Annotated in this window: 8 protein-coding genes; 1 reads left to right on the plus strand and 7 read right to left on the minus strand. The window is 31.6% G+C overall.

The window, feature by feature from the left end; genetic code table 11:
• Positions 1 to 18: 18 nt before the first annotated feature.
• Entirely contained in the window at positions 19 to 2,055 is a 2,037-nt protein-coding gene (locus ACTU6T_RS06070) for an adenylate/guanylate cyclase domain-containing protein (RefSeq protein ID WP_460220344.1), read from the plus strand.
• Positions 2,056 to 2,213: 158 nt separating this feature from the next.
• Here the strand turns inward: ACTU6T_RS06070 and ACTU6T_RS06075 are convergent, their stop codons facing one another.
• From ACTU6T_RS06075 to ACTU6T_RS06105, 7 genes are all read right to left on the minus strand, one after another.
• Entirely contained in the window at positions 2,214 to 4,187 is a 1,974-nt protein-coding gene (locus ACTU6T_RS06075; protein ID WP_460220345.1) for a hypothetical protein, read from the minus strand.
• A gap of 3 nt (positions 4,188 to 4,190) precedes the next feature.
• The gene (locus ACTU6T_RS06080; protein WP_460220346.1) at positions 4,191 to 5,222 is read right to left on the minus strand and encodes an AAA family ATPase; all 1,032 of its coding nucleotides are present in this window, start codon (positions 5,220 to 5,222) and stop codon (positions 4,191 to 4,193) included.
• An 11-nt stretch (positions 5,223 to 5,233) separates the two neighbouring features.
• Positions 5,234 to 7,885, minus strand: coding sequence for a transglutaminase-like domain-containing protein (locus ACTU6T_RS06085; protein WP_460220347.1), 2,652 nt, complete (start codon positions 7,883 to 7,885; stop codon positions 5,234 to 5,236).
• A complete protein-coding gene (locus tag ACTU6T_RS06090) occupies positions 7,882 to 9,000 on the minus strand; it encodes a DUF58 domain-containing protein (protein WP_460220348.1) in 1,119 nt (372 codons plus the stop codon). Before ACTU6T_RS06090 ends, ACTU6T_RS06085 begins: the two co-directional genes overlap by 4 nt.
• A 523-nt stretch (positions 9,001 to 9,523) precedes the next feature.
• Positions 9,524 to 10,888 (minus strand): alpha/beta hydrolase family protein, encoded by a 1,365-nt coding sequence (locus ACTU6T_RS06095; RefSeq protein ID WP_460220349.1) that lies wholly within the window; start codon positions 10,886 to 10,888, stop codon positions 9,524 to 9,526.
• Between the two features lie 21 nt (positions 10,889 to 10,909).
• Entirely contained in the window at positions 10,910 to 12,067 is a 1,158-nt protein-coding gene (locus ACTU6T_RS06100; protein ID WP_460220350.1) for a hypothetical protein, read from the minus strand.
• Between the two features lie 32 nt (positions 12,068 to 12,099).
• Positions 12,100 to 13,575: a S41 family peptidase gene (locus ACTU6T_RS06105; protein WP_460220351.1), complete on the minus strand. Its 1,476-nt coding sequence runs from the start codon at positions 13,573 to 13,575 to the stop codon at positions 12,100 to 12,102.
• Between the last annotated feature and the right edge of the window lie 55 nt (positions 13,576 to 13,630).

Below are 13,630 nucleotides of genomic sequence, written 5' to 3' on the forward strand. Positions count from 1 at the left end.
AACACAATTAATCCAAAAATGTCACAACAAAGGCTTTTAGCTGCAATAATGTTTACAGACATTGAAGACTATACAGCTTTAATGCAGCGCGACGAAAAAGAAGCTTTAGTGATTAGAGATAGACATCGCAGTACATTTGAGGCAACTACAGAGGCTTTTAACGGTAAGATTATTCAATATTTTGGAGATGGTACTTTGAGTATTTTCACAAGTAGTGTAGAAGCCGTTAGATGCGCAATAGAGCTACAAATAGCATATCTTGAAGCCCCAAAAATACCTGTAAGAATTGGTATTCATGTTGGTGATATTATATATTCCAGTGAAGATATTATTGGAGACGCGGTTAATGTGGCTTCAAGAATCGAATCTTGTGCAGTTTCTGGTAGTGTTTTAATTTCAGATAAGGTGCATGACCAAATAAGAAGTCACCAAGACATAAAGGCCAAATTTCTAGATGCTTATGAATTAAAAAATGTGGATGATGCTATGCCATTATTCGCAATTACCAACGACAATCTAGTAGTTCCAAAACCAGAAGATATTAAAGGAAAATTAAAACCAAAAAATAGCACCACCAACAAAACTATTTCCCCAAAAAAGGCATTTTTATTTGCAACTCTTGCTTTTACATTTCTTTGTTCCGCTTTTATAGCTTATCAATACTTTCAAAAAAAAGACCCTGTTTTAAAAGAATTATCTATTGCAGTTTTGCCTTTTGATAATTTAAGTTCAGATGAAGATGCCGAGTTTTTTAGAGACGGTATTACAGAAGACATACTCACCCAGCTCTCAAAATTAAAAGAACTACATATCATTTCGAGAACTTCGGTAATGCAGTATAAAGACACAAAAAAAACGATACCTGAAATTGCTAAAGAATTAGGAGTATCATATGTTTTAGAAGGTAGTATTCGAAAATATGGTGATGCTATTAGAATTACAGCTCAATTAATTGACGCTTCAACAGATGAACATTTATGGGCCGAAAATTATGACAAAACTCTAACCAATATTTTTAGTCTACAAACTGAAGTATCTGAAGAAATTGTTGAAGCTTTAGAGATTAACCTCTCCTTTGAAGAAGCACAAGGTTTAGCAGTTATTCCAACCAAAAATATAGATGCCTACAAACTTTTTTTAGAAGGAAGGCATGAGGCTGATAAACGCAATAAAGAAAGTCTAGCAAAAAGTATTTTATTATATAAAGAAGCCATTGCTCTAGACCCAAACTATGCACTTGCATATGCTGAAATTGCCAACTCTGTGTATTTGGAAACTTACTATTCAGGGAGAAACCCTGAGGAAGCGTCGAAAACTGCAAATGCTTATTTAGAAAAAGCCATTAAAATCAATGATAAAGTATCAAGAATTTATTCTGTACAGGGACTTATTAATAATATAGAAGGAAAGCATAATGCTGCAGAAACAGCCTTTAAAAAAGCTATTGCTCTTTCACCTAATGATTTAACGGCTCGTCATCAATACTCAACGTATTTCTATTATACTGGGCAATATGAAAAACAATTAGAACAAGCAGAAATAGCTTATCGCTTAGACCCTTTATCGTTTCCAATCGCTAATAGTTACTTTAATGCTCTATTGGCTAATGAAGAATTTGAGCGTGCAGAAAATCTCATGAACAAAATTCAAAGTAGAGATGACGATAGTAATCAGTTTGTGATTAACAGATCATATTTTAGACTCTATATGGATCAGCAGAAATTTAAAAAAGCGATTCCGTATCTCGAACAAATTGTTAAAACCCAAAATGTGTTTAATCGTTTTTTAGGATATTGCTATGTTAAAACGGGTGATACCTTAAAAGCACTTAGCACAATAGATTCAATACATAAAAATGGACACCCAAGAGAAAAAAGTCAGCAATTAGCAGTCGTGTACGCAGCGCTAAAAATTGATGATAGTGTCTTGTACCATTTAGACACTATACGCAACAAACAAACACGAACGTTGAGGCGAGAGCATGATGAGTTTTTTGATTATTTAAAAGATGATAAACGCTATCAGGATGTCTTAAAACTACACGGCATTGAATAAAATTCTGGATTAGGTTAGGGTATTTTAATTTCCAACGGTTTTATATAAACTGAGAATGTTTTTAATACATTATAATGGTTTTCATAATTGTTTTAGTAGAAGTAATATTAATAGGCGTGTATCTACGATTTATTAAAAGCCATTCTTAGTTAAACACACTAATCTTCTAATTCAATTCCAAAAGCTCTAAAAGCTACTAATTGGCCTGGGTGTTCAATATCTTTAGTGTTAACATTGCCTTCAAACTTGGTTTCATTATCTGTAATTACCTGATAGTTTATATGTTGAGTATTGTCTTTTTGGGTAATACTAACTTTTAATGTTGGCCAATTTGTATCATTCTCAACCCATTCTATATTACAATCTTTTAGTTCTTCTATGATTGTTTCTTCTTCAGAGGTCAACGTAGTATTGGCAACTTCAAGATTAAACTTCATCTTAAGATCTGAATAAGGAATTAATTGAGGATACATATTATAAAATGCTAATAGATTCTCATCTGCAAGATTTGTGTCGTCATTTTCGGCATAAGCTTTACTTAATGCTTCGTGTATTCTTGCGATGAGTAGCTTTTCATTTTCAGTATCTAAAAATTCATCTTTTAATACGTTTTCAAACTCATTAATAGCAAGATCATAATCGCCATCTTCTAAGTGAAATTGAGCAATAAAATACTTGAAGTATTTATGAACTCGTTCTCTTTCATCTTCAATCAATTTTTTTTGGAATATATCTATAAAGTATTCTGAATTGAAATATTTTATCAGCTCCCAAATTTCATCAAAAAATATATTATTCTCTGATGCGAATAAATTATAATACCCTATAAATCGCTCTGGGTCTGCAGAAAGTTCACTTGTAAGTAGTAAATGAGCATTTTCTTGTTTAAAATGATCCTTAGATATTTGATATAATTTTTTGGCCTTGTACCAATAGTATTTATCCCTAAACTGAATCTCGTTTATGGACTTCTTATGGAAAAGATATTTAAATAAAAGCGTGTTACGATCATAAGCCACTTCTCCCCAAGTACTATTAACGTGTATTTCTTTAAAATTAGCCGCTTTATCTCGAAACTCTTTAGATTTTTTTAAATCTCCAGCATAGTAATGTGCTCTACTAAGTGCTATATTATTCCATCCAAACCCAGGAGACGTACCGAGTCTTTTGATTGAGTTTTCTATAATTGATTTAGACGATGTTAAATCATTTTGAAAAATCTTTATCGCCGATTGCATATAATCAAACTCTTTTACGCTTTTATCTTCGTAATTATCTTCTTCTCTTGCAGTGTCATAGCTGTTTTCAGCATCTTGATATTTTGCCTGAATAAATTGAAGGTTCCCATAATTGTTATAAGACAGCCTATTGTATCGTTCTAATTGATTACTAAAATATTCAGCAGAGTCAATTTTAATTTGATGTGAATAGATGATGTTTTTATAATGGTAGTAACTCAGTAACGCGTCATTTGCATTATTTGGCCAATACGTGTTTAAAAACCATTGATTGTTTTTATCACTTGTTTTAATAGAATCGGCATATTTGGATGCCATTTCAAGGTTTTCTTCAATAGTGGGTTTTAAAAATTCGTATTTTTCTGGACTATACATTCTATTACGTAAGTAAATCCATGACATATTACTGTACGGATTAATTCCAAAATTGAACACAAAATCACGCTTTTGGAGTCTTCTAATAACTTTAATGGCCTCACCGGGTTTATCTATATGTTCATAGCATTTTGATAAATAATAAATAAGCACCACATACTTTCTTTGTAATTGATAACGATCAATATACGTTCTAATTTCTGTTGTTCTTCTTAGCGATCTTGGGTAATCTTTTTCTAATAAATCAATGGCTTTCACCAATGATTTTATTGCAGATTCATAACCGCGTTTATCTGAAGCTCTAAAATATCTATAATTGGCTTCAAAAAAATGGCCAACATAATAGGTGCTATCTAATTGAATCATCTTCTGTGAAAGCTCAAATGCTTTACGAGAATTATATTTTCCTCTAAACTCTCGTTCTAGACGATCAATTTCAATACGTTGTGCATTGACAGAAATCAAGCCTAAAAAGAACAATCCAAAAAGTAAGATTATTTTAATGCTTCCTATTTTCACAAACTATCTCTTTAAGTTAAGTCTCGATAAACGATCTATTTCAGATTTAACAATGCTATGCACTGCATTCGTTTCGGCGCTAATGTTTTTGAATAGGAGTCTGTGTTGAAGCACTGGTCTTGCCAATGCTGCTAAATCATCTTCAATTACATAATCGCGTTTATGAATTACGGCATAAGCCCTTAAACATTTTAAAAGAATAATTCCTGCTCTCACAGAAGCTCCAAGAGTAATCTCAGAATGGTCTCTCGTTTTTCGAACAATATTTTTAATACTAACAATAATCTCATCTGCCACATGCACTTCCTCGGCTTTACGTCTTAACATAAGAACATCCTCCATTTTTAACACGGCCTCAACAGCATCTTGTGATCTCTGGATTTCTAATTGCTTTTTATAAATTTCAAGCTCAATGTCTTCTGCAACATATCCAAAATTAATCTTCATAAAGAAACGGTCTAACTGTGCATTAGGAAGCGGGTAAGTCCCTTCCATTTCAATTGGGTTTTGTGTAGCAATAACAAAGAAAAGATCTTGAAGTTTATAGGTTTGATCTCCAATAGATATTTGGTTTTCGGCCATACATTCAAGCAAGGCAGATTGTACCTTTGGTGATGCTCTGTTAATTTCATCGGCCAATAATATGTTACAAAACAATGGCCCTTTTTTAAAAATGAAATCCTTGTTTCCTTCGTCATACAAATGTGAACCAATCAAATCCATTGGTAACAAATCTGGCGTAAATTGAATTCTTTTAAAATCGGAATGATCTTTATCTCCAGACAGAGAATGAGCTAAAGTTTTTGCCATAACCGTTTTACCAGAACCAGGGTTATCCTCTAAAAGAATATGTCCTTTAGCAATCAAACAAGTAATGATTTGAACAACCCGCTCTCTATGTCCTTTAACCACCTTACCAATGTTTTCGATTAGCAAATCAATTTTTGCTCCAGCATGATCTGAAGAGACTCCTAAAGGTACTGTTGTAGTTGATTCTAAATGTTCTGGATTTGTATGTTCTAAGTCTTGACTCATAATATAATGTTCTATTTTTTTAGATTAAGATTCAGCATATAGTGAATCCACTTGTTCGGTTTAATAAAATTGAAGAATTTCTCTGATCTTGTGAATTTAGAAAAGACCTTTTGATTGAAATCTGCGTGGAAATTTCTAACCAAATTAGCTTCCTCATTTGTTAATTCAGATTGACTATATTTTAATTTTTGATATATTCTTATAAATGCCTCGAAATGCGTTCCAAATTTTGGGTCTACTATGTCTTTGGCATATGCCATAGGTGTTTGTTGCCCTCTTGGAATACCCATTTGGTTTAATACAAAATGAGCGTTTTTATAATTCACTTTAGACAAGGCGACAATTGAAGTCTTGTTTTTTGCCTTTTTGGATAACCACCAAAAATAACATATTGGCGAGCATACTAATATCAATAATACAAGTAATAATAGGCCTAGAATATAAAGTGACCAATCGGTTAAGGTTTTGACAACACTATCGTCCTTATCTTCCGACGCTTCTTCTATTCCTTCAGATTCAATTTCTGGCACATAGACTTCCATAATCGTTATAGGGTCTGGAAAACGCTTTAAATAATTTTCTATGGTTTCTGAATCAGATTTCTTTCGGATGCGAGCTAATTTATAATCAAATGAGACCATCACTGCCGTATCACCAAGTTTTACATTTTGTAAAGGAATAGGTGTTTCGCCAGCAAATACTTTAGCTTGATTCACATCAAAATTCATATTAACCGTATTAGTACTATCTAGAGATATACCATTATCATTAACAATCATTTGGTCTATGCGAACCTCCATTCTTTTACTTAAGGTATCTACAACAGTAATCACACCTTTCCCAACATAAGTCTCTTTTGTTGGGGGTGTTGGAGGAGTTCCGTCTGGCTGCGGTGCATCTTCAGCATCAGAATTGCTTACCGTCATGTCAAAATCTAACCAACCATACTCTGGAATATACACCTGAGTCCAAGCATGTGCTTGATCTGCATAAAACCAATACCAGCCTGGAGTTTTATAACTTCTATCAACCGTCATAAACCCTACAGCAACTCGAGTTGGAATTCCTAAAGACCTCAACATAAATAACGAAGACGTCGCATAATACGTACAATAGCCTTTATGTGTATTAAATAAAAATTCTCCCAACATGCTCGCATTAGGTATGTTTGGATCTGTTGGTTTCCCTGGTGTTAATGTATACACGTAAAGCGGGTCTCCATTTTCATCATTAGACAAGAAATAATTTCGAATGCTTAATATTTTATCAATTGTTGTCTTATCTCCAACGGTAAGACTATCGGCTAATTGATCTATTTGCTCATAAAGTTCACCATCAGGAATTTCAGTATAATAATTCATAAATCGCTCATCTTCATTATCATAACCTTTGGCCGTTCTCAATGTACGATACCGCTCCTCCTGATAACCATTAATGAATGGGTTATCTGTATTGTATACAAAATAGGCGCTGTTGAGTTCTGAAACTTCAGAATACACATTATAGGCAAACTTATACTCCTCTTTAAATTCTTCTTCAATAGAAATTGGCTGACATGCATAGGCAGTACTTGGTGCTACAAAAACTTCAGGATCCAAATTAGCGATATACATTGTACTTTTAACTTGTTTAGTAGCGCGCTCCATCTTATCATAAACGAGTACCGAGTCGTTTTGCTGACTAAAATACTGTGGAATTGTTGTTGGGTTTGGTAAATATAAGTCTCTAACAATACTATCAGGATCAATCTCAAACTGCTCTAAAGTTGGATTGTATTGGTTTAAATGGTATAATGTGATGTATTGAGGATTAGGTGTTGTTTCATTAATAAAGTTATCAATATTTGCACAAAAAAGAAGCTCATCTGATACATCCAATCGATCTCTAAGACCAGTATAATCATCAAGGTCAAAAGGCGCAGTTGAACCACCATTATTGTTTTCAGAATCTTCATCACTCTCATCTTCATCTTTGTCTGATTCTTCATCTTCGCCTTGGGATTGTGTAATTTCATTTTGAATATGATCCAACTTAGAATCTAGAAGCTGTACGGTTACCCAAAATAAAAAGAATGCAATTAATGAGAATAATAAAATCCTCATTACAACCATTAAATAGTTAGTCTTCTCTTGTTTTTTTATGGTTTTCAGTAGTTCTTTAACATATAGCGCATAAAAGAGATATAATACAGTTGGAGCAATTAACCAAATCATATCTTTTACATTAGACATTTCTAAATCTGAAATGAGTATGACTGTTATTGTGGTTAATAATATTGAAAATACAATTAAATAATACCTCCATTTCGATATCGCAAAACCTGAAAACCAGCCAAATACAAAAATGATTGTATTTATTTTGAATCGATTTGCCACATAATAAGCATCAAACTCATTAAAAGAAGCTGAACTAATCGAGTTGTAAAGTATATTTATTCCCAAAAGGAGTAGGCCAAAAATAATTAGAAATCTAATTTTAGTGGTATGTAGAAGATAACCCGTCGCAATACCAATAGCGAAAACACTAACTAGAAAATGCTTATCAATAAACAATAACGAATAGTAGTCTGCTAAAAACCCAAGCAAAGGATACATAATAAGTATCGTAGGTATAATCAAAAAAATCAACCCAAGCGCCAGTTCTTTATAATCTATATGCTTCATATAATCTGTCCTTGAAAATTTGAGTTAGATATTAGTGATTCAATCTCTTTTTCGTTGCTTTTTATCTGTCTTCTGGTTCTTGACAACATCCAACCTAATTTATTGATTTCACTTTTATGATCTTTTCTTAAAAATAAATTTTTGAAATTAAATAGGTTTTGATTGTCTAAGTGCCTAGATGCATTAACAATAATGATATTTGAAGACGCTTTTTCAATTAATGATGCTAATTCTTTTGCACTAATCAAAGACGATACACATATTATAGATTCACCTGAGGATTTTAATTCATTTACCGAATAATCATTTTGCCACATTGCTGAGCTTAATAAAAACCCAACACGCTCGTTTTCACTTACCGTTACAAATTCGTTGACATTTTGATCAATATGAAACTCTATTTTTTTATCCTTTTTATTAATATTTAGGCAAATATTATAGACAATGTCTTTATAATAGTTGAGCATACTAATGGCATAGGCCGAATTCATATTCTTAGAAATCACATTATAAAAACTTGTATGAAACTTTATGTGAGAAGCGTAAGGGTTAATCACTTCAGGAGTCCTTATGACCAACTCTCTGTTTTTAGCAAAAATCTTCCATACAATTCGTCTCACATCATCACCAACCTCGAAGTCTTTATAATTTAAATAGTCGCCTTGAACCTTTCGTGAAGTTTTAATTTTTTCTACTTCTTCTTCTGTTTTAGAAGGCGTAATCTCTTTAACGGGAATCTCCATTTCAGAAGAGTGTAAGTAGAACGATTTAGGAGATGCTTTATATAAGGTAAATCGGAAAAACTGCAAATAATCAATAAAACTAACAATGAATCCTTTGGCATGATACTGTTTGCGATCTGGCAACCATATTAGTGTAGACCCTTCTTTTGGCAGTAGTTTTTCAAACCCTTTAGAGTATTTATTGATGATAATCGTGTCTGAAAGGTCTCCATTATCAAACTCTATTTTTATAGTAATGTATCCTAGTAAAGGCAATAAGGCCTTGGGTAAAGAGATCATCACAGGAACTTGTCCTGCTTCACCTTTAATATTGCCTTCAAGACCAATATCAATATTAAGGTCTATTTGTTTTCGATTAATTACAAAATACAAATAACATATTAAGGTGTGTATTAAACCAACACCTATGACGATCAAGATAAAAGATCCTATTAACCAAGCAAATAATTTGAGATATAGTGCAAAATTGGTCTCTTCTACAAAGAATTCTATTTTAAGAAAATAGATCGCGATTAAGAGAACTAATATAAAAACTAATGCATTCCTTTTAAAAGGTAAGAAATTAATAATTCTCGTAAAATTAATATTCAAAGTAACACGTATTAGGTTAATGTGATAGCATCTAAGACAGGCTAAATCTACAAAAATAAATGTGTCTATGATGCCTTAAACGAGGTTTTAATAAAGTTTTAAGAGCATTTAAGTAATTATTTTTTACCCTGTAATCACCTATTTACTAAATTCAATAACACTATTAAATCAATTTATGTTTTTAGTTAAGTGATAAATTTTTAGGCTTTGGTGTTTAGATTAAAAGTATTACTTACTTGTTTTAAATTTAAGGTAGAGTAAAAAAGGTATAACAGTAGAATAAGTAAATATTTTTTCAAACTCTTTATTGGGTTTGTTCTTTTATCCAATCTGTTATTACGTTTAAAACTTCTAGAGATATCGTTTGCTCAATTTCAGAATATTCAGACAACATACCTGTATTGCATTCTTGAAACAAATGGTTCAAGTTTTTTAACTCTAGAATGTTGACATTTTTGTTACCGTTTTTTTCAGTGGCAGCTTTTATAGCATTTAAATTTTCTTTTGAAGGCACTTGAAGGTCTTTATCTCCATTTATTGCCAAAACAGGACATTTTACTTTTTCTAAATATGTTGATGGTTTTGATTTTATGAAACTTATCATTTCATTTCCCATAAATTGCTCAACTAGTTTTTCTCTTTGAGTTTCAGGAATTAGTTTTCCATATTTATTAATGTAATGAGAATTTAAGCTGTCTTTTAGGGTTTTACCATCAAGGTCTGTATTAATAATAATATCATAAGCTCCTTTTACCAAATCTTGTCCTTGTGCAATTTGCATTTCATTTAATCCTATAATTCTTTCCATTGCTGCTTTTTGAGAAAGCATTAATTTGTCGCCGTTTACTCCAGGTGCAGCCATTAGAACAATAAAATTAATATCGTTAATTTCTGAAGCTATTTTTGGTGCAATTATGCCTCCTATACTGTGACCTATCAAACCAATTTTAGAAGTGTTGATTTCTTTTCTTTCTTTTAGATAATTGATAGCCGATTTTACGTCGGCTGATAATTCTTTAATTGTTACCGTATTAAAATTACCTTGAGATTTTCCTACGCCTCGTTCATCAAATCTTAAAACACCAATTCCGTTTTTAGTAAGATGGTCTGCAATTACATAATAAGGTTTATGCCCAAACATTTCACCATCTCTGTTTTGAGGGCCACTACCACTTATGATAACAACTACAGGAAATTTTCCTTCTTTTTTGGGCAAGGTCAAAGTTCCTCTTATTTTAAAGTTGTCTGAAGTATTAAACATTATATCTTCTGAATAATAGTTAAAAGGTGGTTTGGGGTTTTGAGGCCTGTTAAGAATAATTTCACCTCGCTTTAAGTTTAAAGCAGTTGGACGTCCGTTTTTAAACAAATTTCCAATGATTACATTTTTATCATTTAGGCTTCCTTTATATTCTAAATTAAAGTTTGGAAAAGTTATGGTTAAAATGGTATCAATTAATATTGTCGATTCTGCTTTGCCTTCATTTAATCCTTGTTTTGGAATACTCATTGTTGACTCATAATCATCACCATTTTTTTTAATTTTAAATACAAAATCTAATTTGCCATTTGGTGTAGGTATTTCTCCAATCCAATTCCCTTCATAATTTTGAGAGAAAGATGAAACCGAATAGAGTAAAAAAAATATACCAGTAAAAATTGTCTTCATTAGATAGTGTGCTTAAAAAAATTAATTATTAGTATAAGATAGAATTTTTGCATCGTTTAATTTTCCATATTCTGTTAATTCGAATGACCAAAGCACCCTAAAGTTCTCAAAAACAGACACTATACTATAAGTTGTTAAATCATCTTCTTGCTCTTTGTCTATTATATGAAGTGATTTAAGGTTGCCTAAAGTTTTTATTGTAGATTGTGTTTCCTCTTTATCCGCATTCCATTCCTTTCTTAAACGTTCTGAGAAATATTTTGAAGGAAACTGGCCTTTTGCACCATAAATGAATATACTTTCGATCAATGGTTTTACACCTGATTCATCCTCCATTTCTTCTGAGAAATCAAAAAGAACTAATCTATTCATCGTCGTAATTAAAGATTTAGTAGATTGTTTTAATTGATTTTCTAAATCAGCCATATCATAATAATGCGAGCCTTTTTCTAATTCGTCAAATAGATTAACAGTAGTGGTTTTCGAATCGTTTTTAAAGTTAAAAAATGTCATATCTCCGTTTTTTAAATTATACGAATTTGAATATTTTGTCCCAGCATTAAAACCTTCTTCCTCTGGAAACATACATCTTTTTAGAATTTTAGCACCACTTTCTAAATTAACAGTTGTTTGTTCATTGTACATTTTGTTAAATGTTCTTGTTGCCCATCCCAACACTCTACTTTCTACTACTTTTTCAAAATACAGTTCACTATTTCTTGCGCCAATTATTACTGACGCTCCAGTTTTATCAGCTATTATAATGGTTGCTCCAGCAAAACTTGGTTCGCGATAAGTTTTATAGAATTTAATGGCCTCGTCTACATTTGAACAAGTTTCTAGCATTCTTTCAGATGTACTATCTTCAATAGGAATTAAGTTATCTTTTGGAGTATAATCTACAGGTTTGCCTGCATACCAATCAAATGCTAAGCCTTCTGTATTTACACCACCTTGTGCAACACCATCATCATAACCTACAAATCCACACCCGAAATGATCTTTCCCAGCAGGTACAAACCAAATTCTTGAATTAGGATTGGTATTATCTTCATTATTAAAGAAATATGTATTGTTTCCGTCTGTTAAAACAAATATGGTGCAAGCAATAGACTGGAAAGATGGTAATAACAACACAATAAGTATGACTACTATTTTTTGTATTATATGTTTTTTCATTTCTAATTAACTTATATAATTATGGTCTAACCTTATTCTTTATTAATCAAGTTGTTTGTAACAAACTCCATAATAATATCTCTATTGTTTACAACATCGTGTATAGTATTTGTAATTTCATAATCTGGCAGAACCCCTCTTCTTTTTAGATATTTATTTATAGGCATATCTGAATGCATAACCGGTATATATATGACAATTCCTGTTTCTTCCCCTAAAACATGAATTTTGTTGACGCCATTACTAATACCCGCAGTACCAAATGTTTCACTTCCAACAAAAATAGCGTCAGTATACTCTTGTAATATTGCCGGACCAGAGCCTCCTGCTGACGATGCTCCACCATCAATTAATACTATTATTTTACCATCATAGTGATATTCATCAATAGGTTCAAAAACTTTCAATCCCGTTAGATAACCATAGTCTGTAACTTTATAATCGCCATTTAATTTTTGTTTTAGACCAAATTGTTTATTGAGGAAAAGTGTGTCAGCATCATTATAATTCAGATAATATTCGTCATTTCCTTTTGTTGTGACTTCATTTACTGGTGTAAAAGATTCTTTTATGAAATACCTCAATAGGTGAGCGGCATTACTATGTTTACCTCCATCATTATCTCTCAAGTCTACAATTAGATTTTTAATCTTTTTTTCTTCTATTTCCTTAAAACATTTCTTGTAAAAATCAGGATAGGTGCTTTCTGGTTCTTGAAAGCTATCTTTAAAAAATCGAGTTATTTGTAAGTAAGCATACTTTTCATTCTCATTTATCCTAAAATCAAAGGCTTTTTCTTTAAACTTCTTTGAATTTGTACCATATCTTTCTAGTTCAATTTTTAAATAATCTTCTCTCGAAATTGATGCTACTGTTTTTGTTTTAATTTCTTTAGTTGTATAGTCTTTATAGGTTATTTCATAGGTTGATTTGGCATCATAAACAACAGGATATGTTTTACTAAATGATAAATAAGACACTCCAAGGTAGTGTTCTATACCTGAAATGCTTAATCCATCAGCAGAATAATGCTCAAGCATTTTAGTCACAATTTCATTACTTAAAACATTATCAATAGAAATAATTTCTGAACCATCTGGAATCGATTGGTCGCTCATGTTTCTAACTATGTATATTCTTTGATTTTTAATAAAAACCTGAAAGGGTAATCGTTTAAGAGTCTTGAAATACGCACCTAGTGTTCCAATAGAATATACACCAGTATGTCCATCATGAATTTTAGCAATTAGTTTGAGCACAATATTATAAAATGCTTTTCCTTCTAAAGGTTTAGAAACCTCTAACAATAATTGATTCGTAAATTGTTCAAACTCTTGAGGTGTTTGATACTGGTATATCCCTGGATGAGTTTTAATCAAAGCATTCTTAAACTCAATGAGGTCTTTCTGCATTTGAATAGGTTCAAAAACAATTTTGGTCTGAGCATAGCTTGATGGTACTATCGCTAAAAGCAATAAAATAAATAACTTAATTATAGTCTTTTGCATTGAGTTTATTTTTTTAATATGAAATTAAACAAACATAAAATATTTAGGTGCGTTT

The sequence above is a fragment of the Psychroserpens citreus genome (genome assembly GCF_055686305.1).